This is a genomic window from Kitasatospora sp. NEAU-CNBT7 (assembly GCF_057220535.1).
In genome coordinates this window covers 447,651-472,474 of the sequence record NZ_JBXQQB010000002.1, presented here as the reverse complement: position 1 = coordinate 472,474, position 24,824 = coordinate 447,651, and the positions used below count along the sequence as shown (strand labels likewise).

The window sequence follows — 24,824 nt, the reverse complement described above, 5'->3', positions numbered from 1 at the left end:
TCGACGCCACCGGCGGCCTGCAGTTCGGCCGGGCGAAGGCCACCGGCACGTTCGGTGAGTACTTCTCCGGCGAACTGGACGACGTGTGGGCGTTCCAGGGCGTGCTGAGCGCCGCCCAGATCGCCCGACTCGCCGACTACAACACCGAGTTGGACAGCGCCACCGGCCCCTGACCGGTTGGTGACGCGGCCCTGCGCGGGCCGGGTGGCGGCTGCCACCCGGCCCGCGCAGCAGTTCTCCGCCGGCCGACCACCGGATCCCCGCCGGATCCCCCGCCGGTAGGATCGGTGGCGAACGGATGTACGACGACTTGGGGGTGCCCGGCGATGGCGAGTGATGCGGCCCTCCTGGTACGGCGGCTCTCGGGCGACGCCCTCACCGTCCGGCAGGTGGCCACGGTGCTGGGCCTGCCGGATGACCCGTCAGCCGTGCGCTGGCAGCGGGCGACCGGACCGGACGGGTCGCTGTTCGGCCTCCGGATGAGCACCGAGCCGGGCGACCGGCTCGGTCCCGCGGTCGGCGAGTCCTCGGCCGAGTGGCCGGCGGAGCGCCCCTACGACTGCTACCTGCACCTCACGATCGACCGGACGGCCGGCGAGGACGGGGACAGCACCGCCGCCCTGCGGGCGTTCTGCCGGTCGGTGGTGTCGCGGCTGCACAGTGCGTGGTCCGGTCTGGAGACCGTCTTCGGTCTCGACGCCGACGGCTCCCACAGCTACCGGATCGACCCGCGTGAGCTGCGTGGGACGGCGGTCGAGCTGTGGCTGGGGAGCGCGGCACCGCCGGCCGACCGCCGGTTCTCGCCGGCCGGGGCGGCGGACCGGGCGGCAGCGGCGGACCGGCCGGGGCCGCGGTTCCACGCGTGTCCGCCCGGTCGGTTCATCCCCGCTGCGGAGTCTGCGGGAGACGCGGTGACGGAGACCCTGGCGCTGCGTGCCGAGCGGCCGGGCTTTCGCGCCGCCGCTCGGACGGCGGGCTGGTCCGGTGCGCCGGAGGCGCTGTCCGGCTTCACCCAGCGGCTGCTGACGGAGTGCGGCGCGGCCTTCGAGGAGTTCGACCTGGCGCTGTGGGTCGATGGCCGGCTGTGTCGGAACGAGGTCGCGGTGCGCGTCGGCCTGCCGTGACCCGCCCCTGCCGGGGCGGGCCGCACGCCTGCACCTGGGCTGTCCTCCCGGCTGTTCAGGGGAGGAACGTCACCGCCGGGAAGGACGGGGACGGTCCGTCGAGCAGGTGGCCGCGGCGGTGGCGCAGGTGCTCGTCGAAGAACGCGAGCGGGTACGCCTGCTGGATCCTCACCCCCTGGGCGGGGTCGAGGGTGCCGATCGCCTCCTGGAGCTGCTGCGCGCTCCATCCGAGCAACGTAGCCACCTGGGCGAACAGGGCTTCGTCGTCGCCGTACGACACGTGGACGGCGCCCTCGGCCCGGATGTCGACCCGCCACCCGCGCAGGTGCGGCCAGAACGCGGCCGCGGCGGGGTCCGTGGCCCGGGTGAAGTCGGCGGTCATCATCATGAACGGCCGGTCCAGGTCGCCGGAGAGCGGCGGGTTCATCACCATCGGCCCGTCGAGGCTCAGCCCGGCGCGGATGCGCCGGTCCGCCAGCGCGGCGCAGGCGGTGGCCGTGCCGCCCTTCGACCAGCCGAACGCGCCCATGCGGTCGGGGTCGAGGGAGCCGAGCAGTCCGGCCGGCAGGGCCCGCCGGTCGGCATCCGGATTGCACCCTGCGGCGAGCTGTTCGACGCAGTCGAGGACGAAGCGGAGGTCCGCGGCGAAGTCCCCCGGCAGGGTGGGGGCCTGCGGGTCGCGGTTCGGGACGGTGACCCGGCCGTCGGGGAACTCGGTGTACGTGTCGTACTGGTGGGCAATCGTGACGACCGCGTACCCGTGGCTGGCGAGCTCCTGGACGATGGTCGTGTGGTCGCCCTGGTGGCTGTGCGCGCCGTGGGCGTACACCAGGACGGGCAGCCGCGGGCCCGAACGCCGTACCGGCGCGCCGACCCGGCCGGCGGTGAGCGGCGCCAGCGGGGCCAGGGCGCCGAACCCCACGTCGGTGAGGAACGCCTGGAGGGCACCGGCCGGCATCCAGGGCGCCGTCGGGTACCCGTCGGTGTTCCTGGCCGGGTACCAGACGGCGGCCATCAGCTCGCGGAAGTGCCCGGGCCCCGCGATCGCGTCCGGGCGCGACCGGTCGACGAGGCGCAGCTGGACCGTGCCCACCGGGTACGGCCCGGTGGGTGCGGGAAGCGTGAGCCGGGCCGGCGTCGGAGCAGGCTCGCCCGGGTCGGCCGGGTCGGCCCAGGCGGGAGCGGCGACGGCGGCGAGCGGCACGGCGGCCCCGGCGGCCAGCGCGGCTCCCAGGACGCGGCGGCGCGGCAGGCCCGTGCGGCTGATGAACGGCGTGGTGGTCAAGGGTTCCCCTCCTGCGGTGATGGATCGTCATCCGTGCTGCGACAGAGGTGTGTCGGGCACGGAGGAACGCTGTCACACGCCTCTCCCGTGCGGCATCGGACCGTCGGACGACGCCCGCCCGGACGTCGGCCCACGGGTGTACGACCTGAGGCCGATGCGGCCGGCGCGGCCGTAGGGTCCTGCCATGACGACCGACATCGCGGCCTGGCGCGAACTCGAACGCACCGCCGTGTTCAGCAGGTTCGGGCGGTCCGTGGACCGCGTCGACTTCGAGCTGCCCGACGGGGCGAGGGAGGAGTTCTACCTGAAGCGTGAACGCCCGGGCGCCGCCGTTCTCGCGCTCACCGCCGAGCGGCACGTCGTCCTCGCGCGCCAGTTCCGGCCCGGCCCCGCCCGTGTGCTGTACGAACTCCCCGGCGGGATCGTCGAACCCGGCGAGCTCGCCGCCGAGGCCATCGCCCGGGAACTGCTGGAGGAGACCGGCTACCGGGGAGAGCTCCACACGGTCGGACCGTACTGGCACGACGCCTACTCCGACGCCCTGCGGATCGCCTTCGGTGCCACAGACTGCGTCAAGGTCGCCGAACCCGACCCGGAGCGAACCGAGTTCATCGACGTGGTCACCCTCCCCCTGTCCGAGTTCCGCGCCACCGTGCTCCGCAGCGGCGCGATGACCGACACCGCCGCCGCCTACCTCGCCCTGGACCACCTCGGTCTCCTGTGATCCCGGCCGCCGCTACGGGCGGGCCCGGCGCAGCAGCCCCGCCCGCCCGCACCGCCGCCCGCACCGCCGCCCACAGCGCCGTCCGCAGCGCCGTCCGCACCGCCGTCCGCACCGCCGCCCGCGGCCGCGGCCGTACGTCACCCGGCCAGGACGTCCCGCAGGGCGGCCGCCTCCCGTACGGCGCGGCTCGCGCCGCCGCGGGCGGCGACGGTCGTGACGGCGGCGATCGGCCCGCGGGCGCCGCTGCGGCGGGCGCAGTCCGCGCCGAGGGCGAGCAGGTCGCCGGGCCGGGCCGGGTCCTGGGCCAGCAGGCCGGGCAGCAGCGCGGCCAGGACCGTCCACACGGTGCCGTACGCCCCGGTGTCGGCCGCTGCGCGCAGCGCGTCGGCCAGCCGGGTCGGCTTGACCGTCCCGAGGCGGATCAGTTCGGCGCTCTCGCGGCCGAGCAGGGCGCCGTCCAGGTCGCCGCGGGCGGCCAGGACCAGCAGGGCGTCCACCGCCGCGGTGCGGTCCTCCCGGTGCCGGGCGCCGAGGCCGTGGCCGAGCGCGAGGTGGACCGCCGGGCCGGCCGGGCCGTCGGCCTCCGCCAGGTACGGGAGGACGGCGGCGGCGCCGCGTTCGTCCTGGTCGGCGGCGCCCGCGACGACGTGCAGCAGCCGGGCGGCGGTCTCCTCGCGGTGGTGCGGCAGGACGGCCGTGCGGTGGGCGTCCGTCCAGGGCGACCAGTACGAGCGGCGGTGCCGCTGCTCGGTGGGGCCGAGCAGGCGGGCGGTGTCCCGCGGGAGGCCGGCCGCGAGGGGCGAGCCGTCCTGCCGGGCCAGCCTGCGGGTCGGCACCGCCCAGGGCAGCAGGGTCTCGGCGGCGACGACCTCCGCCGTGGACGCCCGGTGCGGCAGCCCGCCGGTGCGCAGCCACTGTGCGAGCCGCTCGCCTTCCGGCGACTCGAGTCGGGCGGCTGCGGCGAGCACCTCGGGGTCGCGGGTCGGGGTGGCGCGCAGCAGTGCCTGGGTGAGGTCGACCGGGCCGGCGGCGGTGCCGTGGTGCTCGTAGCCGGCGAGCCGCTCCACCAGCGTGGCCGCGTCGATCGCGCCGGTGGCGGTGGTCGGGGTGGCCAGCAGGTACGGGACCGGGCGGGTGGCCAGCCGGTGGACCGTCTCCTCGATGCGGGAGGCGAGGTGGTCGGTGAAGCCGCTGCCTTCGTCGTGGCCGCGCAGCCGGTCGTCGCGGCCGCGGATCACGGCGAGTGCGCGGGGCACGGAGGTCGCCGTGGCGGCTTCGGCGACGGGGTGCAGCGGGTGCCAGGAGTTGCGGCCCAGGACGGGCGCGAGCGCCTCGGCGAGCGCGGCGCGGTCGTGCCAGGCGTGCCGTACCAGGCCGTCCAGGGTGCGTTCGAAGGTGACGGGGTCCTGGTCGCCGGCGAGTACCGCGCCGAGTTCCTCGGCGAGTTCGGCCGGGGTGGCGACGGGCGGCGGCACGGGCCGCGGTGCCGGTACGGGCGGGAGCAGCTCCTGGTACGCCTCGGTGGCGATCTCGGTGCCGAACAGCTGCGCGGCGCGGGCGTGGTGGGCGGGGTCGAGCGAGGCCGCGGCCTGTCGCAGGGCCGGGAGGACGGCGGTGCCGGCGGCGGGGAGGTGACGGGCGATCACCTTGAGCGCCTGGTCCTGGAGGCTGCGGTCCTGGTGGCCGAGGGCGCCGGCTGTGGCCAGGACCACCGGTCCCGAGCGGTCGCGGGCCGCCCGGGCGGTGCGGTCGAGCGAGCCGAGCTGGGCGCGGACGAGCTTCTTCTCCGGCCGGAACAGCAGGACCGCGCAGGCCTGCTCGAGGACCTCGTCGGGCAGTCGGCCGGCGCTCTCGAGGTCGGCCAGCACCTGCTGGGCGTGGCCGGCGACGGTGGAGGGGCCGTCCAGCAGGCCGAGCAGGGTGGGGACGTGTGCGGCGTACTCGTCCTCGGTGGGCGCGAAGGCCTTGAGCACGGTGAGGAAGGGCCGCAGTTCGGCGGGGCGGCCGCCGCGCAGCAGCCGGGCCAGGCAGCGGGTCAGCAGGTCGGTGCGGTCCAGCACCCCGTCGTCGGCGAGCTTGGCCAGGACGGCGGGCCAGCGCTGGGAGTCGTCCTTGGCGGCCCACGGCCCTTCCAGCTCGGAGCCGATCTCCGCCACCTCGAACAGCCGGGGTGCGAGCGCGGGGGTGAACGGGTCGGCGGCCAGCCGGGCGTGCAGGTCGGTGCCGGGCGGCAGGGCGCCGCCGCGCCGGTCGGGGCGGGCCCGCTCGGCGGCCCACTGCACGACGAAGGGGTCGGCGGTCGGTACGGGGCAGCCGAGCCCGTGGACCAGGTCCTCGAGCAGGAGGAAGCGTTCGGACCACTGCAGGCCGGGGGCACGACGTTCGGCGAGGCGGGCGACCACGGCGGCCCGCCAGTCGGCCGGTTGGCGCTCCAGCACGGCCCGCAGCGACGGGTTGCGCCAGCCGGAGCAGTCCTCGAAGGCCCGGCCGCCCAGCCAGTCGGCGGCGGCCGCCGGCGCGGTGTGGCAGCCGGCGCCGGCCACCAGCAGCGCCGTCCAGGCACCGGCGGAGGTGTTCCAGCTCCGCTCGTACTCCGTGCGCAGGGCCCGCAGCGCGGGCAGCTCCGCGCGGCGCTGCTCCGGGGTGAGGCGGGTGATCAGGTGGGCGGTGCGGGTGGTGCGGCCGCGGCGCACCAGGTCGGTCAGCTCGCTCACCGGGCGTCCTCCGTCCGGGCGGCGCGGGCCAGGCCGACGGCGAGCACGTGCTTGCACGGGCCGCGTCCGCCGCGGTACTTGGCCCACCACAGGCAGGTGCAGCCGAGGACGCCGTCGGCGCCGGTGCGCACGTGCTGGACGTGGTCGCCGACGGTGACCACGGCGCGTTCGTCCTCCAGCCGGACGGCGCCGGCGGTGTGCAGGGCGCGGGCGGCGGTCAGCCGCGGGTTGTGGGCCTCGGCGTGGCCGGTGGTGTAGGGCAGGGCGCGGTGGAAGTAGGCGGCGTCCGCGGGGTCGTAGCCGATCCGGCCGGCGGTGCCGAGGCGGGTGAGGGCGGCGCGCACCCGGGTGACGGGGATCGCGGCCTGCTCGGCGAGTTCGGCCGGGTCGATCCGCGGGTCCCAGGCGAGCAGGGCGGCGATCAGGTCGGCGTCGTCCGCGGAGTCTTCGGCGGCGAGCGCGTCCAGCACGCCGCCTTCGCCGGAGAAGCCGCGGGCGGCGTCCGGGGAGAGGGTGAGGGTCAGTCGCATGTCTGGCAGGACGATCTCCCAGGCGGACGCGGCGGGGCCGCTGACCTGGGCCGGGCCGTAGATCCGCAGGGCGAGGGCGTGCCGCAGGACCCGCTGGAGCGCGGCCAGGCGCTCGGGGCCGGGCAGGCAGACGGCGCCGGGGACGGGACGGGCGGTCGGGCGCAGCGTGCGGCCGGCGGGGACGACCCAGCCGGGTGGGGTGGAGCGGCCGCCGCTGCGGGGCAGGGCGCGCAGGAAGCGGACGGCCTCGGCGGCGGGGAGTTCGGCGCGGAGTTCGAAGGTGGCGGCGATGATCTGGGTCTCGGCGAAGCCGCGCAGCCAGCGTTCGGGCAGCGGGACCTTCTTCTCCACGAGGGGTCCTTCGAGGGTGGTGACCTCGAGGGCGTCGGGGCCGACGGCGAGGTGCAGCGGGTCGGTGCCGCCGAGCCGTGACAGGCTCTCCCGCAGCGGGTTGTTGATGTCCACGTTGGTGGTGCCGTGGTGGACGTCGCCGCCGTCGAGGCCGTCGGCGAGGACGTCGAGGCGGGCGTGGACGCCGCAGCAGCCGGAGAAGGACTCGAAGCGCAGCCGGTCGCCGTCCGCGGTGACCACGGGGTCGAGGGAGGCGCGCAGGCGGGGCTGGTGGTAGCGGGCCGCGGCGATGTCGGCGACGGTGAGGAGGGCGGCGGCCGCGGCCGCGGGGGAGGTCAGGAAGCCGCTGAAGAAGCGCGGGTTGGCGGCCCGGCCGAGCGGGGTGGCGCCGCCGGAGGTCTCGAGGGCGAGGCTGGGTCCGGTGCTGTGCCGGTGCACCGCGGAGGGGCGCAGGTAGGCGTAGGTGTGTACGGCTTGCGTCATGTCGAGGACGGTAGGGCGGGTCACTGACAGCGGCGCCCGCGGCGGGGTTCCGAGGCGGGGTTCCGACGCGGGATCAGGAACGGCCGGGGGCTCAGCAACGGCCGCGGGACCGGGGAGTCGCGCCGCCACCACAGGGACCTGGCATGAACCCGGCATAAATCCGGCTCCGGCCGGGTACACCGAAGACAGGAAGATGGACCCGGCCGGCACTCCCCCACGGAATACACAGCCGGGCCCAGCAGGTCACCACGGCCGCCCCAGCGCTCCCCCCACGGAGCGCGAAGGCGGCCGTCTCCACGACCTGCCACCACCACTGAGCGTACATGCCAAAGATACGCGCCGCTACCACCCCCGACCGGACGTTCGGTGACAGTCTCCTCGGCGGCGGTCTCCTCGGCGGCGCGACCTCGCCGACGGTTCACCGGATCGCGGGATCCGGGATCGCCGTCTACGGCTTGTGGGCGACACCGCCGGCGATGCACCGCTGCGCCGCGTTCAGCTCCCCGGCCCGCGGGGCGTCCGGCCGCCAGTCGGCGCACCGGACCAGACCCGGGTCGACCAGCTCCAGCCCGTTGAACAGGCCCTCCAGCTCGGCCCTGGTGGAGAAGGTGCCGCTGCCCATCATGCTGTGCAGGAACATCTCCTCCATCGTGCGGGCGGTCGCGCTGTACTCGTCCTCCGGGTCCAGGAAGTGACTGATCGCCACGTAGGAGCCGGACGGAAGGGCGTCGAGGTAGGCGCGCATGATGTCCTTGCGGGTGCGCAGGTGCTCGCCGTTGTAGTGGTGCAGCGTGCCCAGCTGCAGCAGCGCGATCGGCTTGCTCCGGTCCAGATGGGACGCCACCACCTCGTTCCGCAGCAGCTTCTCCGGCTCGAAGATGTCCGCGGGGACGATGACGGCCGTCTCGTTCCCCTCCAGCAGCGCGCGGCCGTGGGCCAGCACCAGCGGATCGTTGTCCACGTAGACGACCCGCGCGTCCGGAACGATCCGCTGCACCACCTGATGGGTGTTCTCAGCGGTCGGCAGGCCGGAACCGCAGTCCAGGTACTGGGTGATGCCGGCCTCGCCGGCCAGGAAGCGGCAGGCGCGGATCAGGAACGCCCGGTTCTCGACCGCCAGATCGGCGGCCTCCGGCGCGGCCTTCCGCACGCCCCGGACCACCTCACGGTCCACCTCGTAGTTGTCCGTGCCGCCGAGGAAGGCGTCATAGACCCTGGCGATACTGGGTTTCGTCGGATCGACATCGGGAATTGCGCCGGACATGGGGCCTCACCGTCGGTCTCGATCGGATCGTTCGGTCGACGGACCCTATTCCGGCAGGGGCGCCACGGACGGCAGCGCTCGCCGCGCCGTTGCAGAAGCCACCCGATGGTGTGACCAACAGCGGCGCCAGGACGGCTGGTTCGGAGAATGTCACCTGGGCCCTGACGCGGCCGCCGCTCACCCCTGCCGGGCCGGTGCGTACGCTCAGGGCGCAGCTGCGGCCGGTGCCTCGAGCCGCTCGTCGTTCACCCGTCGGCGGCCGGTTCGTCGTCGGTCACCTCGAGGTGGTAGGTCACGTCGACGCGGAACCCCTCCGGGGTCGCGGACTTGAAGCACAGCACGTACTGACGACAGAGGTAGTCCTCCATGTCGGCAGCGCCTCGGAGGCACTGGTCCGCCACCCGGTGGAGGTCGGCGATCGGTGCCGAGAAGACCTCGAACACCTCGTCGCCGCTGGGGGCGCAGGACATGATCACTCCAGCAGCCAGCAGCGCCGATCGGCGGCTCTCCTCGCTCCCGGCCGACGCGAGGGCGGCCAGCCTGGGCAGAGCGGCGAAGCTCGCCGGGAAGACGGTGTCCAGCTGCGGGCACAGGTGGTCCATCAGTTCCGGCCACACACCCCTTGCATCAGCTTCGAACCGGTCCAGCAGGGCGGGAACATGCTCTGCCGAACCACACGCATCGCTCAGCGTCGACCAATCCGTCACGCGCCGATCCAACCACGCCGCCCCCGCGTTCGAACAGCCGGACCGCGCCGAACACCCCGGGTATGGCCGCGAACGGGCTGACCTGCGAAATCATGTGACGGACGTTCGCACGTCTGTGCTCTAATACGCTGTCACGCCGTCCACGCACCACCTTCGGGTGCCCCTCAGACCGGAGCATCACCGGCCGATGAACGCTGTATGCCCCCGCTGCACCGAGTCCGACCGGACCGTGAGCGTGCCGCACGCCCTGACCGACACCGGCGACCCCCTGACGGCAACGGAGCACGGCCTTCTCCTGCCGCCCCCGCCACCGCCACCGCCCCATCTGCAGGCGACGGCCGAGCGCAGTAGGCCCGCCATGGGTCTCTACATCGCGGCGGTCGTGGTCGCCGCCCTGTCGTTGAAGAGCCTGGTCGAGAACCCCTCCGAACTGCATGACGCCACCCCCGCCTACCGCCTGGGCTACCTCCTCGCCCCACTGATCCTGGCCGGGCCCCTCGCGGTGGCCGGGCTCGTCGTCCAGCTGTCGACGAGACGACGGCGGGTCAAGGCGGCCGCGGACGGTGCCGCGAAGCAGCTCGCGGTCTGGGAACGGCGCCACCGGGTCTGGCAGGCGGCCTGGCTGTGCCGGCGATGCCGGACGGCCTTCTTCCCCAAGGGAGCGATCACCCCGGGCTTCCCGGCCTCACCGGCCATCGCGGTGGCGCAGCTCCCGATGTGGGTGACCACCACGGCCGACCGCGAGTTCGGCGTGCCGGAGCCGGCCGCGCGCAAGTTCGCCACGGCCGAGCCGGCCGCTCCGCACTGAGTCGGCCGAGGCCGCCGATCTGCCCGGCGCGCCGGGCAGGCGGTCGGGGAATCGCATCGCCTCGAGGTCCGGGACGATGGTGCCGGACTTGTGCCGGCCGGTCGGCCGGTCGGCCGGCCGGTCCTCGCGGCGGCGACGGTCGCGTGGTCAGCGGCCGGGAGCGGTCCCGTCCGCGTGCAGGACGAAGAACAGGAAGCACAGGAAGCGCGGCCTGTCCGCGATGGCCTCGGGGAAGAGCTCGCGGGCGGCCGGGGCGGGCTCGGGCTCGCTGATGACCGTGATCCGGAAGCCGGCCGCGGTGAAGGCCTCGACCATCGCGTGCAGCGGCCGGTGCCAGAGGCTGATCCGGGCGGTCCGGCCGCCCATGGTCCACTCCTCGGTCCAGTTGGTGGTGTCGAAGTAGGTGTACTCGGCGTGGCGGCCTGCCTCGCGGTGCATGAGGCTGATGGCGAAGGGGTGGTCGACGGATGCGATCAGGCGGCCGCCCGGCCTGAGGACGCGGCGCAGTTCGGCCAGTGCCGGTCCCCAGTCCTCCAGGTAGTGCAGCACCAGGGACGCGACCACGTCGTCGAACGCGTCGTCGGGATAGGGCAGCGGGCCGCCCAGGTCGGCCACCCGCAGGTCCGCGCCGTCGCCGAGCCGCCGGCGGGCCAGCGCCAGCATGCCGGCACTCGCGTCGAAGCCGCTCACGGCGGCGCCGCGGTCGCGCAGCGCCGCGGACAGCGGCCCGGAGCCGCAGCCGGCGTCGAGGATCCGCCGGCCGGTCACGTCTCCGGCGAGGGCGAGCATCGCGGGCCGCTCGTAGTGGGCATTGACGAGGTTGGTCTCGTTCTCGGCCGCGTACCCCTCGGCGAAGCTGTCGTAGTCGTTGACCTTCGGCGGGTCCGCAGCGGCCACTGACGGCGGGGTGGACCCGGTGGGGTGCGTGTGCTCCGGCAGTTCGTCGGCTGTCATGGTGCGAGGGACGTACGCTGCCGCACCCCGGTTCCTGCCCGGCTCCTGCCCGGCGCCGCGCCGGACCGGGCCCGCCGCCCGGTCGGCAGGCGGTTCCCGGATGCCCGATCCGCCGGTCCGAGGTTCCGCGGTTCCGCAGGGCGAGACGGGCCGTCGGCCGGGACGGCCCCGCCGGTAGCTTTCCCCCGCCGGCAGTCAGCCCGCGGCGAGCGGCCCCGCTCGTTCCCGCCCCTTCCCCGAGAGGGATGCCCATGTTCACGGTCAACGAGTACTTCGACGGCACGGTCAAGTCGATCGCCTTCCAGCAGGAGCACGGGCGCGCGACCGTCGGCGTCATGGCCCCCGGTGACTACCGGTTCGACACCGCCGGCCCGGAGACCATGCACGTGATCAGCGGAGCCCTGACCGTCAGGCTGCCCGGCGCCGACGACTGGCGGACCTTCGCCGCCGGCACCCGGTTCGACGTCCCCGGCACCAGCACCTTCGACCTCAAGGTGGAGGCCGACACCGCCTACCTCTGCGAGTACCGCTGACCGCACCGGCCGGCCATCCGCCCGTCCGGCGGGCGTGCCGGGCGCGGAAGTCCCGCGTGGCGGCGCTACCGTCGTCGGGTGACGGGGATCGACGCTGACCGGTGGTGGTCCGGCTCCATGCCGGCCGCGTACGAGCGGTACCTCGTAGCGGCGGTCTTCCGGCCGTTCGCCGAGGACCTGGCCACGCGGGCGGCGGCGCTGGGACCCCGGCGGATCCTCGAGCTGGCCGCCGGGACGGGTGTGCTGACGTCGGGGCTGCTGGAGGCGGTGCCGACGGCCGAGGTGACCGCGACCGACCTGAACGAGGCCATGGTCGATTTCGGGGCGGCCCGGGCCCCGGGCGCGGTGTGGCGGCAGGCCGACGCGCAGCGGCTGCCGTTTCCGGACGGGCATTTCGACCTGGTGGTCTGCCAGTTCGGTGTGATGTTCTTTCCCGACCGGGTGGCCGCCTTCACCGAGGTCCGCCGGGTGCTGGGCCCGGGCGGCCGGTTCCTGTTCACCACGTGGGGACCGCTCGCGGCGCACGCGTTCGCGGCCGCTCTGCAGGCCGGGCTGGAGCGGGCCTTTCCGGTCGACCCGCCGCGGTTCCTCCCGACGGTGCCGCACGGCTACGCCGACCGCGCCGTCGTGGCCGGCGATCTGACGGCCGCCGGTTTCGCCGTCGAGGACGTGCAGGAGCTCACGCTCGAGGGCCGGGCGGCGTCGGCCGCCGACATCGCCGCCGGGTTCCTCGCCGGAACCCCGGTGGGTACGGCCGTCGAGGAGCGCGGCGGCGGGCCGGCGGTCCGGGCGACCGTCGTCGAGGAGATGACCGCCCGCCTGGGCGCGGGGCAGGTGACCGCGCCCATGACGGCGTACGTCCTCCGCGCCCGCGCCTGACGGCGGCACACCCCCGCGCCGTACCGCCGACCGCGCCCGCGCCGTACCGCCGACCGGCAGCACGGCGCGGGCGGGCAGGCGAGCAGACAGACAGACAGACAGACAGGACCGGTGAACCGTTCGCGCCGTTCCTGCGTCCTCCCTGACGGACCGCCATCGTACGCCCGGGAGAACAGACATGGCCGACACGGACACCCCGCAGACCGAGGAGCGGGGACACGTCCAGGCGCCCTGGTGGGCGGAGCTCGGGACGTGGGGATCGGTCGCGCTGATCGTCCTCGGGGCGGTCGCGGCGGTCTGGGTCTCCTTCCGGCTGCCCGGTACCCCGGAGGAACTGGCCTCCGGCTACTACCAGGCCGCCAGGATCATCGCCATCGGCCTGGTGGCCGTGGGGTGCACCCTGGTGGGCCGCCGGCGGGCCCAAGCCGCCGCCGTCGACGGTGCGGACGAGCAGGAACGCGGCTGACCCGCGGCCGACCGCCCGCACAGCGGACACCCACACCGCGGACGCCCGCACCGGGGACGCCGACGCGTCCCCGGGCTGCTGCGGCCGCCACGGCCGGCCGGGTCACCCGGTGCCCTGGGGCGGGAGGGCCGCCACGGTCGGGTGGTCCCGCCCGATCGGGCCCACCCGTGCGCTGCCGCCGGGGGAACCGAGGTCGGCGCAGAACTCGGCGTTCACGGTGGTGAAGTGCTGCCACTCCTCGGGGGTGTCGTCCTCGAACAGGATGGCTTCGACGGGGCACGCCGGCTCGCAGGCTCCGCAGTCGATGCACTCGTCGGGGTGGACGTAGAGCATGCGCTCCCCCTCGTAGATGCAGTCGACGGGGCATTCGTCCAGGCATGCCTTGTCCTTGACGTCCACACAGGGCAAAGCGATCACAAACGTCATCGACCTGCCGTCCTCTCCGGTTGGTTGCTGCTTGCCGTTCCGGCACGGCCGACCGTAGGACCTCAAGTAAGGTTGAGCACAAGAGGAGGCCACCGCATGACGAGCTACCGTGCCGGCGACGCCCGGCCCGCCGCTGACGACTGGCTGAGCATCGGCGAGGTGAGCGCGCGGACCGGGGCGGCCGTCTCCGCCCTGCGGTTCTACGAGGAGTTCGGCCTGATCGCCTCCCGGCGCGACGACCGCAACCAGCGCCGCTACCCGCGGCACATGCTCCGCCGTGTCGCGCTGATCTCGGTGGCCAAGCGGATCGGCATCCCGTTGCAGGACCTGCTGGAGGCGTTCGCCGACGTGCCGCTCGACCGTCCGCCGAGCCATCAGGAGTGGCAGCGGGCCTCGCGCGGGTGGAAGCGCAGGCTGGAGGAGCGGCGGCAGACCATCGAGCGGCTCGAGTCCGAGCTCACCGGGTGCATCGGCTGCGGCTGTCTCTCGATGAAGGCCTGTGCCCTGCTCAACCCCGGGGACAGCCTCGCCGACGACGGTGCCGGGCCCCGGCGGCTCTGAGGGACGGGCGCCCGGCGGACGCCCCCGTGGAGTGCGGTCCCCACTGGGTGTACGCCGGGCATCCGGTCAACCGCCCCGCACCTCCGCCCGGGTGATCACCCGGACTCCGCCGGTGCCGCGCTCCGGCCTGCGGCGAACGCGGCCGCCGCCGCGACGCTGGCGGCTGCGGCGGTCCGCACCGGGTCGTCCGGCCGCTGCCCGCCGGACCCCTGCTCCTCCGGATGCTCCCCACCCGGTCCGTGCCCGTCCGACTCCTGCCCGTCCGACGCGCGCCCGTTCTGCTCCTGCCCGTTCGGCTCGAGAGCGTCCCCCTGCTCGTCGTCCGCCGCCCGGCGGTGGCGGAGCGTCAGTTCGCGGCTGCCCTCGGGGCGGGCGGTGACCCGGAAGTCCCACTGGTGGCCGCTCTCTGGTGCAGCGGCCAGCCGGACGGAGACCTCGCTCGGCCGCGTGCCCGGCTTCAGGTAGGTGGCCTCCTCGATCCTGCGGATCTGCTCGGCCGGGTCGCCGCTCAGCTCGAACTCCCGGTGCAGCGGCAGTTCCGCGCCCTCGCCGGAGACGGTGAGGTGGAGCCGCCCGATCTCCGGCAGCCCGTCCTGGAGCAGCGGGCGGGCCGCGGCCGCGGCGGACGCCATCGCGGCGGTGACCAGTTCGTTGGCCGGGCCGGGCTCGGTCCACGTCTCGCGGTGGATCTCGTACGGCTCGTGCGCGGGCCAGCCGTCCTGAGCCCCGGCGACGAGGTCGTCGAGGATGACGGGCGACCCTTCGGCGCCCTTGCGCTCCACGTAGTCGATCACCTTGCGCACGTCGTCGGCCTTGAGTGCCGCGCCGTCCGGGGTCTTGAGCAGGTCCCCCAGCAGGGCGGAGGTGGCGGCCGAGGACCCGCCGGCCAGTTCGACCAGCCGGTGGGTCGCCTGGATGTGGGCGCGGCCGGCGTCGGTTCCGGCGGTGAACTCCCCGCCGAAGACCGCCCGCCCGAGGCGGGCGGTGCCGATCAGCTGGTCGCGTTCGGCGGGCGTGGCGGCGGTGTGGTCGAACGGCCCGTCGCCTCCGGTCAGCGTCCGGTGGACGTCCTCGAGCAGCCGTGCTCCTTCGCCGGAGCGCAGTTCGCCGCCCTTGTGGTCCTCGGTGAACGCGAGGTAGTGGTCGCCCGGCAGGTCGACCCCGGTGGTCTCGGACAGTGGGATGTCGACGGTGAACGGGACGATGCCCTTCTCCTTCACGGGGTTGCGGTTCCCGTCGAAGAGGGTCACCTCCACCTCGGCGGCGCCGTGGTAACGGGCCATCGGGGTGGCGAACTTGCCGTTGGAGACGATCTGGCCCGAGTCGCCGTGCGTGCCGCCCTCGCGCCACAGCCGCTGGGCGCCGCCGGTGATCGCCGGGTTGTTGGTGACGTCCCCGGTGATCCTGGCGCCGACCTGGCCCTGCACGCCCGCGTTCTTCGCCGAGAGGTCGGAGCGGACGGTGCCGGAGGTGGTGGCGTTGGCCGGGCTCAGCTCGACCGCGGCGTCGGTGTCCCGGTGTTCGAGCGAGACGATCTTCACGCCGACCTCCACCCCCTTGCCGCCGCCGAGCGTGATCCGCTTGGTCGGGATGCTCGCCGCCACCTCGCTGCCCTGGCTGGCGGTGCCGAACAGCGCCGAGAGGTGGCTGTGCGAGGTGACGGTCCCGACCATGGGCTCCATCTCCTGCCAGGTCGACCTGCCGAAGAACTCCGGCCCGCGCAGCCGGACCAGGTCCTGGACGCCGCCGACATCGCCGAGCCAGCGCAGCACGTCGGTGTCGCGCAGCCCGGTCTCCCAGACCCGCTCCGGCGGGATCCGGACGCTGACCTGTTCGGGCGCCTGGGTCGGGAGCGTGCGGGGCGGGCGCTGAGCGGTGGGCGCGTCGTCGGAGTCCTTCGGGGGGACCGGCACGGTCTCGCCGGACTCGGTGATGGTCTCGAAGCCGATCGCCGCGGTGCGCCGCTGGTGGACGGAGGCACCGACCCACGGCCGCCGGGTGATCGTGAACTGCAGCTCGGCCTCGCCGCGGTAGGCGCTGCCGGGCAGCTTGGCCTTGGTCGCGGAGCCGGCCGCGGTGCTGCTGGTCCGGACGTCCGCGTGCTCCTGGCCCCGGCCGCCGGTACCGGTGACGCCGGCGGTCACCGAGACGGGCGCACCCGGCACGGGCACGGCGGCCGTCGCACCGAGGACGCCCTGGTGGCCGTGGCCGGTGCCGGCGGAGTCGGCGAAGGACCGCTGGACGTCGGTGCCGGTGTTGAACTCGGTGGTACCCGAGTCACCCAGGTGCTCCATCCGGTCGCGGAGCACCGCGCCGACCCGGACGGTGGTGCGGCCGTGCCGAACGACGATCTCGTCCCCGGCCGTCATGCCCTTCAGCCGGGACTGGAGCCGGTCGGGGGTGAGTTCCTCGTCCAGCTTGCGGCGGATGCCCGCCCAGTCGCTCGCGAAGGGGTTGCGTTCCGGCTTGGGCCGGCCGCCCGGTCCCCCGCTCGCCGGGCGCGAGGTGCCGGACTTCCAGCCCGATTCGACCTGCGACACGATCGATTCGCCGAGGGTCCGCCGGGGGCCCGTCTGCGGGCCGGCGGTGCCGGGCAGTGCGTGGACGTCGGTGACGATGGCCGAGGAGTCCAGCCGCCGTCCTTCCACGAAGCCCTTGGGCTGCTTCGCCGTGGTCCGCTCGACCGGCCCGGACACCGGGTCGGCGTCGCGCATCGGGACGGCCACCCGGGCCACCGTGTCGACCTGCTGGGTGTGCGAGCCGTCGTCCACCCCGAGGCGCTTGAACGTGACCTTGACGTCGTACGCCGCGTCGACGTCGAAGAAGACGGCCGGCTCGACGTGCTTGCCGCGGTTGGAGGCCGAGCCGACGGTCTCCGCGCCGTGGCCGTAGCTGCGGTCCATCCGGTGGGCGTAGCCGCCGGTGGTGGTCACGAACGGGGCCCGGATGTTGGTCCGGCCGCCGGCGTCGAGGCGGTCGCGGCGGTCGCGCAGGTTGCCCTGGCCGCGGGAGGTGCGGGTGCCGGACTCGAACTCGTACTTGTCCGCGGTGGAGTGGTAGGTGGCGTCCGCCAGCCTCGCCGTGACGGTGACCTCGGCCTTCCAGGTCGTCCCCGAGACGGTCTCGGTGATCTTCCCTCCCCGGGTGAGCTGGGAGAGCTGGGTCTTGAGCGCGACCCGGTCGAAGGTGGCGCCGATCCGCTGCGTCACCTCGTCCGACGGCTCGCCGTACTTGGAGCGGACCGCGTCCTCGACCGCGGTGCGCACCTTGTCGGCGCCGCTCAGGGTGTGCACCACGTACGACGCGTTCAGCTCGTGCTGCTCGCGCATCCGGCGCGGGGCGGTGTGGGTCGCCGGGGGCCGGTCGAGCTCCACGGCGGCGCGGCGGGCACCGGCCGTCCGGTCGTCGCGGGCGGGTGCGGAGCCCTCGGTGTGCGCGGCGGGCGCGGCGGACTCTGCCGACTCGGCGGGTTCGGAGGGTTCGGCGGGGCGCTTGAAGGCGACCGTGCCGTCCTCGCTGCGGGGCGCCTGGACCTTGACGGTGTCCCGGGCGTCCATCCCGACCTCCACGCGCAGCGGTGCCGAGACGGCGGACCGGCCGTCGGGGGCCTCGCCGGGCCGGCCGAAGTGCACGTCCACGGCCAGGTCGGCACCGTAGATGACCTGCGGCGCGCTGTACTTCCCGTTGGCGTACACCCGGTCGGCCTGGCGGCCCTGCCCGCCCACGCGCTCGCGCTGCTGGCCGGCCGCCGTGGCGAGCAGGTCGGCGCCGGGTGCGCCCTTGGCGACGGCGCCGCCGAGCTGGCCGTTGGCGGCGCCGGTGCGGGCCAGCAGCCGGCGGTCGACGCTGAACGCACCGGTCTCGTTCACCGTGTTGAGCTCGGCCTTGCCGTCCTCGCGGCGGTAGGTCATCGACTCGACCCGGGCGGTCGCGGTGACCACCAGGCTCTCCTTGCCGGGGATCTTCACCTCCAGCGCCTCGCCGCGGGTCATCCCGGTCAGCCTGGCGGCCAGGTTCGGCTGGGTGAACCCGCGCAGGACCTGGTCGCGGACGGCGTCCCAGTCGTCGCCGAAGCGTTCCCGCCCCTTGGCGTCCACGGCCGCCCGCAGTGCGGCGGTGCTCTCCAGGTCCCGCACCACGACGGTCTCGCCCAGGCCGCCCCGGTCGTCACCGCCGTGCCAGACCGAGTCCGGCGGGCTGGTGACCTCGTGCGTCGGCGGCACGGCGGTCCCGTCGGTCTTGGCGGTCCCGTCGGTCTTGGCGGTCTCCGTGCTCCCCTCCGCCTTGGCGGTCTCCGTGCTCCCGTCGCTCTTGGCGGTTCCGTCGGTCTCGGGGGCGGCCGGCTTCTGCGGCTCGGGCGGGGTGGTGCCGTGGTCCGCGGGGTCGGCCTTGGCGGCCTCGGGGGTCGTGTCCGCGCGGTCCACCAGCAGCCGGACGTCCGCCGTTCCCGCCTCGTGCGTGTCGGCCTTGCCGTTGAAGGACATCTCGAAGTGGACGGCGCCCTCGTAACGGACGCCGGGCACCTTGGACTTGCTGGTGAGCTGGGCGGACCGGCTGTCGCCCGCGATCTCGACCCGGTCCCGGCCGAGCCGCCCGGCGCCGCCGACGCCCATCAGGGCCGCGCCCGGCTTCAGCACGTTCGCCAGCCCGAACTGTCCCGCGTTGCCGCGGGTCGTCGCGGTGCTGCGCACCTGCTGGACGCTGGTGCCGATGTTGAACTCGGTCTCCTTCGTGGTACCGGTCTGGCGCAGGTCGCCGACCCGCGCGCTGATCTCGACCGTGCCGACCGTCCGGCCGCGCCGGTCGGTGAGCGCGACAGTGACGGGTTCGCCGGCCGTCATGCTCTTCAGGTCCCGCTGGAGCCGTCCGAAGTCCACCTCCGCGAGGACCTTCTCGCGCAGCGCGGGCCAGTCCTTGCCGAACTCCTGCTTGGCCGCCTGCTCCACGTGGTCGAGCAGTTCCTGCACCGGCCGGTCGCCCTGGGAGGCGCCGCGCGGCGACAGGTCGAGCACGATCTCCTGACCGCCGACACGGCCGTCCAGCAGGCGCTGCGGGGGTGTCCGCAGTTCGCCGACCGCGCCCGCCTCGGGGCGGACGGGGACGGCCACCGTGAGACCGAGGTCCACCGTCTCCGCGTGCCCGCCGGACCCGGTGCGCACCGGGGTGTGGTCGTGGCGCAGGTCCCCGAAGTCCAGCTCCAGCCGCATCGTCGACTTGAACACGTCCGCGGGCTCGGAGGTCTTGGAGCGCGCCACCATCCCGCCGAGGTCGAGGTTGACCTCGCCGTGGCCGCGGTCGTGGAAGTAGGCGGCGAGCTCCGCCGGCTCCGCGCCGCCGCCCGACTGCCGGGCCTGGACACCGATGTTGTACTGCCACTGCGCGTCGCGGCCGGTCCCGGTCGCCACCGTCCGGTCGGCACCGTTCTCGAACTCGATCTTCTCGGTGCGCAGGTGCGTCGACTCGGTGACCTGGCCGCGCAGCCTGATGCTGCCGCTCCAGCCGTTGCCCTCGAGCGGGGCCGTCCAGACCTCGCCGCGGGAGAGCGCGCTGAGCATGGGGCGCAGGGTCGCCGGTCCGAAGTGGGCGTCGGCGAAGGCCCGGGCCGCGGCCCGGTCCCCCGGCACGGCGTGCTCGAGGACGGCGATGACCTTGTCCCGGACGGCCGCCTCGTTCTCGGTCAGTCCGACCACAAGATCGGTACCGGCGATCGGCCGGGGGCCGGCGGCGTCCTGGTGCGGCGGCTGCGGCTCCGCCTCCGGATGAGGCTCGGGCTCGGGCTCGGGCTTGGGCTCGGGCTTCGGCTCGGGCTCGGGCTCGGGCTCGGGCTCGACCTTGGGCTCGGGCTCGGGCTCGACCTTGGGCTCGGGCTCGGGCTCGGCCTCGACCTTGGGCTCAGGCTCGGGCTCGACCTTGGGCTCGGCCTCGACCTTGGGCTCAGGCTTCGGCTGCGCCTCGGGGTCTGCGGTGGTGTGCTGCTGCTGGGATGGCTGCTGCTCGGCCTCGGGCGTCGACGCCGGCTCGTCGTGGTTCTCCGGCGAGACGGGGTCCTTCGGCGCGGCAGGGTCCTTCGCCGCGGCAGGGTCCTTCGGTGCGGCTGGCTTCTCGCCGCTCTTCTCCGGAGCGGGGTCCTTCGGCGCCGACGGCTTGTCACCGGACTTCTCCGGGGTGGGGACCGTCGTGCCCTCGCGGGTGGCGGCCGGCGGGTGGGTGTCCGTCGAGGTGGACGCCACCGGTTCGCTGCCGTCGTAGTGGTTGCCCTGGTGGTACACCGTCACCGCCCGCCCGTCCGCGGGTCCGAAGACGGCCAGGGGGGTGCCGTCGTGGCCGACCAGCCGCATCCGGAGGCCCAGTGCGTGGGCCGCCGCGGCGGGAAGCATCTCCCCCTCGTTGGTCAGCCAGCGGTTCTCCCAGTCCCGGACGGTCCGGAGCAGGGCCTCCCGTTCGCGGGGCGACGGCGGCGGCGCGTTGTGGGCGAGGTGGTCGCCGACGATCTCCCTCAGGTCGTCGAGCGGCATCCCCGCGTACCCGTCCCGGAGGGCGGCCGGGAGGTGCTCGAGCAGGTCACGCTCGCCCAGGCCCGGCCGGCCGAGCATGTGGTTGCGGTAGTTGGACACCACCTCGGTCGGCCAGCGTTCCGGGGGCAGCTCGCTGAAGTGCTGTTCGACCGCGGTCTGCAGGTGCCTGGCGGCGCCGCCGGACGTCGCCGTCCGCGGTCCCACCAGGTCGGGTGCGCTGACGGCGACCGAGTGGAGCAGGCAGAGCCCGTCGGCCGCCACCTCCACGCGTGAGCCCGGCGGCGGGAAGTCGACCTCGGTGGCGGCCCGGTCCGCGGGTGACGGGAGGCTCCTGTTCGGCTCGGGGGTCGTGCCGCGTTCCTGGCTCTGCCCGGGCGGGACCCGGTCGTGGCTGCTGGTGGTCGTGGCCGGGGTGCTGCGGGTGGTGCCGTCGGTCGTCCCGTCGTGGTGCTCACGCACCGGGTGCTCGGTACTCGTCGTGGTGTGCGAGGCCGCGCCGACCCCTCCGGCGGTGGCGTGCTGCGGCTTCACCGACGCCGACACCGACGCGGACGACGGCGGTGGCGGCGGCGGGGGCGGCGTCAGATCGCCGTCGCGGCCGCGTCCGGTGCCCGGGCGGATGGTGCCGCCGGAGCCGGTGGACGTGGCGGGCCGCATGGCCGGCGGCTTGGGCGCGGGCGGAATCGAGTGGGTACCGGAGCCTGGTCGGCCGCCGCTCTGGTGACCGCCCTTGTGGCCGCCCTGGTGGCCGGTGGAGCCGCTGCCCGCGACCGGGCCGGGTATGAACCCCCCGGCCGTCGGCGGGGTGACGTTCGGGCTCTGGGTGGCGGACGACGAGCCGGCGTCGGGCGTGCCCACCTGGCCGGGCAGCGCCTGCTCCGGCTCGGTGCGGGTCGGTGGGTGGCCGCCGGAGATCCGGGTCCCGCCATCGAGGTTGGTGTTGCCGCCGGCCCCGGACACGTGCGCGGCACCGCCGAGCACCCCGGAAAGGTTGGGCACCGGCCCCGTACCACTGCGCTCCGGCGGGACGGCGGACGGCTGCGCCACCGTCTCGCGCACCGGCGGAGCCGTGTGCCCGGCGGACGAGTCGGCTGCCACAGCCTGCTGCTCGTGGACGGGGGTGGCCGCCCGGGGCCCGCCGGACTCGGCGGACGACAAGGGCTGGACGGGCCGCTCCTCCCGCGACACGCCCTCGTGGCCGCCGCGCTCCACGGCGGGCTCGTGCGGCGGCTGCTCCTGCCTCGGCACACCGTCCTGCCCCGCACGTTCCGCGACGGGCTCACCCACCGGCTGCTCCTGCCGCGGCGCACCCTCGTCCGAGCCACGCCCGATGGGAGGATCGTTCGGCACCTGCTCCTGCCGTGGCGCGTTCTCCTGGCCGCCGCGTTCCGGGACCTGCTGGTGCGCGACTGGCTCCTGACCCGCCGTCGGCTCGTGCGAGAGCTGGTCGTGCCGCAGCGCCGACTCCTGCCCACTGCCCTGCGTCACCGGCTCGTGCGGCGCCGCCCCGGCGGCATCATCCGGCCGGACCGCCGCCGACTCGTGCACACCGCGCGCAGAGACCGACTCCTGTACCGGCTGCTCCTGCCGGGGCACGGACTCCTGCCCGACCCGCTGCTCCACCGGCTCCCGAACGACCGACTCATGTGACGTCACCCCGGCGGCATCATCCGGCCGGACCGCCGCCGACTCGTGCACACCGCGCGCAGAGACCGACTCCTGTACCGGCTGCTCCTGCCGGGCCACGGACTCCTGCCCGACCCGCTGCTCCACCGGCTCCCGAACGCCCGCCTCCTGACGCGGTACCGGCTCATGTGACGGCACCCCGGCGGTCTCCGGCCGGACCGCCGCCGACTCGTGGCTCGGTGCGGTGGTCGCCTGGCGCGGGGTCTGCTCCTGCGCGGACGTCGGTTCGTTGCCGCCGGTGTGCTGGGCCGGGGCCGGCGGGTCGAACGAGCGCGTGGCGCCGCCCGAACTGCCGTTCCCCGCCTCGTGGGTGGCCGGTGCCGGGTGGCCGGCGCCGTCCGTCGGCCCGGCCGGGGGTGGAGTCTCGCTCGCCCGTGCGGAGCCGAACGGCATCAGCCCGTTCACCCGCGAGCCGCTCGCACCCGGGCCGGAGCCCGAGCCCGCAGCCGTGTCCGTCCCGGCGTGCGATCCCGCGCCCAGGCCTTCCCCGCCACCGGTCCCGGCCCCGGAACCGGACGCGTGCCCCGCACCGTTCCCGCCGTCGAGCGAGCGGGTGGTGGATCCGCCCTCGCCGGTCGGGCCGTGGTAGCTGCCGCCTCCCGACGAGGAGGCGGACCTGGAGAAGGTGGGCGGGCCGTCCTCGCCGAGGCTTCGCGAACCGGCGCCCGGAGTGTCCAGGTGCGGCAGCTCGGCGGGCTTGGGGGCGTTGGCGTGGCCCTTGATCGCGGCGGCGCCGGCGTGCAGACCCGCGCCTGCACCGCCGGAGAGGCCGGAACCGAGCAGGGATTCGCTGTCGACCTTGCCGGTGGTGATGAGCTGGGTGGAGACGTCCGCGCCGACGCCGACGGCCGCGCCGGTGGCCATCTTGCCGGCGGTGGAGTTCAGCGCGTTCTCCGCGCCGAGCTTCTTGCCCGCGCCGCCGATGCCCTTGCCGATCAGATGGGCGGAGGCTCCGCCGACCGCGCCGCCGAGCGCGTTCTGGCCGACCTCCTTCATGTCGATGCTCTTGCGGTGGCCCTCGGCGAGTTCGATGCCCTGGGCCAGCAGGTTGATCGCGGCCATCTGGGCGGCCTGCTTGGCCGCCATCGTGATCATCTCTTTGAGCAGGGTCTTCAGCAGGGTGGAGACCACGGCCCGGCTGGCCCCGATCGCCACCGGCACCTGGAGCAGCGAGGCCCCCGCGGTGAACGGCGCCTCCGCCTCGGCGGTGGCGATCTCGAAGGCCAGGATGCCGAGCTGCGCAATGATCTGGATCTTCGCGGTCTCGGCAGAGTTGGCCATCTGCTCGAGCATGTCGCCCATGCCGTCGAGCGCGTTGATCGCACCGGGCAGGTAGCCGGGATCCTCCTGGGTGCCCTTGCCGGTGGCGAACTTGTCCCAGTACTTGCCCAACGCCTCGGCCGCCAGGCCGCGTTGTCCGTCGAGCGCGCGCTTGATCGCGGCGTCGGAGCTCTGGGCGGCGTCCTTCAGGCTCTCCGCGGCCTTGCGGCAGTGATCGGCCATGTCGCGGAGCTGGTCCTCGTCCGCCTCCGGCCAGCGGCAGCCCGCGAGCAGCAGGAGCACCCACTGGAGGGGCTCGGGGAGTTCGACAGCCATCGGTCAGTGCCTTCCGCTCTGGATGATCCGCGGGGTCACCGGGATGTGTACGGGGTTGTTCACCCGGGCGCTCGGCAGCGACGGCGCCTCCGGGATCGGGTTCGCGCCGGTGTCCATGCCGTCGAATGCGTCGGCGACCGCCTCGTCCGCGCCCTCGTAGCCCTCGGCCATCGCCTTCAGGCCGTCGGCGATGCCCTTGAGGGCGTCGGGCAGGCCCTTCACGACGTCCAGCGTGTCCTTGCTGTACTTCAGATAGCCCTTCTCGCCCTCGGCGAACTTCTTGCCGGACTCGTCGTTGCCCCACGGGTTCTGCGCCTCCAGCGAAGGCAGGAACGCGCTCAACGAGGTGTACACCGACCTGACCTGCTCGGACGCGGCGAGCATCGGCGACACCGCCGCCTGGTACTGCTCCGGGTGGACCTCGAACCCCTGCCCGGCGCCGCCCCCGCCCCCGCCGTCGCCGGACGCGGCGGTGCGCTTGACCGCGTCGGTCCTGGTGAGGGGCTGCGCCTGCTGGACCGGCACGGTGGCCGACATCCGGCGCAGCGGCTCGAGGGGGACACCGTCCTCGGCGGGCCGGGCCGCGATCCGGTCCTGGAGCATCCGCTCGGCCGGGACGGCCTCGGTCGGCGTCAGCAGCGGTTCGCCGTCCACCGTTCCGGCTGTCCGGGTCGGCAGCGCGGGCTCGGCCTGCAGGTGCGTACTGCGCGCCTGGAGCAGCGGTTCGGCGGGGGTGCCCTCGGTGGCGACCGTGCCGATCCGGAAGGCGGGGGTCGCCTCCTCGGCCTGGAGCAGCGGTCGGGCCGGTTCGCCGACTCTCGTGCCTTCGGTGGCCGAGAGGGCCAGGTGGGCGGGTTCGACCGGGGCGGTGGCCTCGGTCTCGACGCCGGCCGGCTCGTCGTTGCTCATGGTGTTCCTTCGTCAGGTGCGGGGTTCGACAGGCGGACGCGGGTCAGTCCGCGGCGCAGCGGGGCGGGCCGGGCGGCAGCGGCCGGCTGCGCGGCGGCCGGGGACCCAGCGGTCGCGGGTGCGCGGGGCCGCTGCCGGCGGGAGCGTCGGCGGTGGTGGTCCGGGGCCGTGGCGCCCGTCGACTCAGGCGCTGTGGCGGTGGACTGACGTGCCGTCGCGTCGACCTCGACGTCCGTGACGGTGGACAGGTGCACCCGCGCTGCCGTTCGCCGTCCGCACCGTCCGCCGAGACCGCTCCGAGCAGCCGGA

General features: G+C 74.8%; 16 protein-coding genes. 7 read left to right on the top strand and 9 right to left on the bottom strand.

Going from position 1 to position 24,824, the window contains the following annotated elements; translation table 11 throughout:
* The first annotated feature begins 326 nt into the window (after positions 1 to 326).
* The gene (locus AC2TEW_RS04910; RefSeq protein WP_484622041.1) at positions 327 to 1,124 is read left to right on the top strand and encodes a hypothetical protein; all 798 of its coding nucleotides are present in this window, start codon (positions 327 to 329) and stop codon (positions 1,122 to 1,124) included.
* Between the two features lie 55 nt (positions 1,125 to 1,179).
* Here the strand turns inward: AC2TEW_RS04910 and AC2TEW_RS04905 are convergent, their stop codons facing one another.
* Positions 1,180 to 2,409, bottom strand: coding sequence for an alpha/beta hydrolase family protein (locus AC2TEW_RS04905; protein ID WP_484622040.1), 1,230 nt, complete (start codon positions 2,407 to 2,409; stop codon positions 1,180 to 1,182).
* A 184-nt stretch (positions 2,410 to 2,593) separates the two neighbouring features.
* On the opposite strand from AC2TEW_RS04905, the gene AC2TEW_RS04900 reads away from it, so the two are divergent.
* Positions 2,594 to 3,133: an NUDIX hydrolase gene (locus tag AC2TEW_RS04900; RefSeq protein ID WP_484622039.1), complete on the top strand. Its 540-nt coding sequence runs from the start codon at positions 2,594 to 2,596 to the stop codon at positions 3,131 to 3,133.
* A gap of 137 nt (positions 3,134 to 3,270) precedes the next feature.
* Here the strand turns inward: AC2TEW_RS04900 and AC2TEW_RS04895 are convergent, their stop codons facing one another.
* The 4 genes from AC2TEW_RS04895 to AC2TEW_RS04880 form a co-directional block, all read right to left on the bottom strand.
* On the bottom strand, positions 3,271 to 5,847 hold the full coding sequence (locus AC2TEW_RS04895) for a DUF7824 domain-containing protein (RefSeq protein ID WP_484622038.1): 2,577 nt from the start codon (positions 5,845 to 5,847) through the stop codon (positions 3,271 to 3,273).
* The gene (locus AC2TEW_RS04890) at positions 5,844 to 7,211 is read right to left on the bottom strand and encodes an SWIM zinc finger family protein (protein WP_484622037.1); all 1,368 of its coding nucleotides are present in this window, start codon (positions 7,209 to 7,211) and stop codon (positions 5,844 to 5,846) included. The genes AC2TEW_RS04895 and AC2TEW_RS04890 overlap by 4 nt, the downstream gene beginning before the upstream one ends.
* A gap of 448 nt (positions 7,212 to 7,659) precedes the next feature.
* Positions 7,660 to 8,475 carry an SAM-dependent methyltransferase gene (locus tag AC2TEW_RS04885; RefSeq protein WP_484622036.1) on the bottom strand — a complete coding sequence of 272 codons (816 nt, stop codon included), beginning with the start codon at positions 8,473 to 8,475 and terminating at the stop codon, positions 7,660 to 7,662.
* 245 nt (positions 8,476 to 8,720) lie between these two features.
* Positions 8,721 to 9,092 (bottom strand): hypothetical protein, encoded by a 372-nt coding sequence (locus AC2TEW_RS04880; RefSeq protein WP_484622035.1) that lies wholly within the window; start codon positions 9,090 to 9,092, stop codon positions 8,721 to 8,723.
* 448 nt (positions 9,093 to 9,540) lie between these two features.
* On the opposite strand from AC2TEW_RS04880, the gene AC2TEW_RS04875 reads away from it, so the two are divergent.
* The gene (locus AC2TEW_RS04875) at positions 9,541 to 9,990 is read left to right on the top strand and encodes a hypothetical protein (protein WP_484622034.1); all 450 of its coding nucleotides are present in this window, start codon (positions 9,541 to 9,543) and stop codon (positions 9,988 to 9,990) included.
* Between the two features lie 147 nt (positions 9,991 to 10,137).
* On the opposite strand, the gene AC2TEW_RS04870 is transcribed toward AC2TEW_RS04875, so the two are convergent.
* Positions 10,138 to 10,944 carry a class I SAM-dependent methyltransferase gene (locus tag AC2TEW_RS04870; RefSeq protein ID WP_484622033.1) on the bottom strand — a complete coding sequence of 269 codons (807 nt, stop codon included), beginning with the start codon at positions 10,942 to 10,944 and terminating at the stop codon, positions 10,138 to 10,140.
* A 251-nt stretch (positions 10,945 to 11,195) separates the two neighbouring features.
* Here AC2TEW_RS04870 and ppnP point away from each other — a divergent pair, with 251 nt between their 5' ends.
* The 3 genes from ppnP to AC2TEW_RS04855 all read left to right on the top strand — a co-directional run bounded on the left by ppnP (position 11,196) and on the right by AC2TEW_RS04855 (position 12,822).
* The gene (ppnP, locus tag AC2TEW_RS04865; RefSeq protein ID WP_484622032.1) at positions 11,196 to 11,477 is read left to right on the top strand and encodes a pyrimidine/purine nucleoside phosphorylase; all 282 of its coding nucleotides are present in this window, start codon (positions 11,196 to 11,198) and stop codon (positions 11,475 to 11,477) included.
* 117 nt (positions 11,478 to 11,594) lie between these two features.
* A complete protein-coding gene (locus AC2TEW_RS04860; protein ID WP_484622055.1) occupies positions 11,595 to 12,356 on the top strand; it encodes a class I SAM-dependent methyltransferase in 762 nt (253 codons plus the stop codon).
* 178 nt (positions 12,357 to 12,534) lie between these two features.
* Positions 12,535 to 12,822 (top strand): hypothetical protein, encoded by a 288-nt coding sequence (locus AC2TEW_RS04855; protein WP_484622031.1) that lies wholly within the window; start codon positions 12,535 to 12,537, stop codon positions 12,820 to 12,822.
* Between the two features lie 102 nt (positions 12,823 to 12,924).
* Here AC2TEW_RS04855 and fdxA read toward each other — a convergent pair whose 3' ends face one another.
* Positions 12,925 to 13,248, bottom strand: coding sequence for a ferredoxin (fdxA, locus tag AC2TEW_RS04850; RefSeq protein ID WP_484622030.1), 324 nt, complete (start codon positions 13,246 to 13,248; stop codon positions 12,925 to 12,927).
* Positions 13,249 to 13,344: 96 nt separating this feature from the next.
* Between fdxA and soxR the strand changes: the two genes are divergently transcribed.
* A complete protein-coding gene (gene soxR, locus AC2TEW_RS04845) occupies positions 13,345 to 13,809 on the top strand; it encodes a redox-sensitive transcriptional activator SoxR (RefSeq protein ID WP_484622029.1) in 465 nt (154 codons plus the stop codon).
* Between the two features lie 95 nt (positions 13,810 to 13,904).
* On the opposite strand, the gene AC2TEW_RS04840 is transcribed toward soxR, so the two are convergent.
* Positions 13,905 to 23,606, bottom strand: coding sequence for a WXG100-like domain-containing protein (locus AC2TEW_RS04840; protein ID WP_484622028.1), 9,702 nt, complete (start codon positions 23,604 to 23,606; stop codon positions 13,905 to 13,907).
* Between the two features lie 3 nt (positions 23,607 to 23,609).
* Positions 23,610 to 24,515, bottom strand: coding sequence for a WXG100 family type VII secretion target (locus AC2TEW_RS04835; protein ID WP_484622027.1), 906 nt, complete (start codon positions 24,513 to 24,515; stop codon positions 23,610 to 23,612).
* Positions 24,516 to 24,824: the final 309 nt, after the last annotated feature.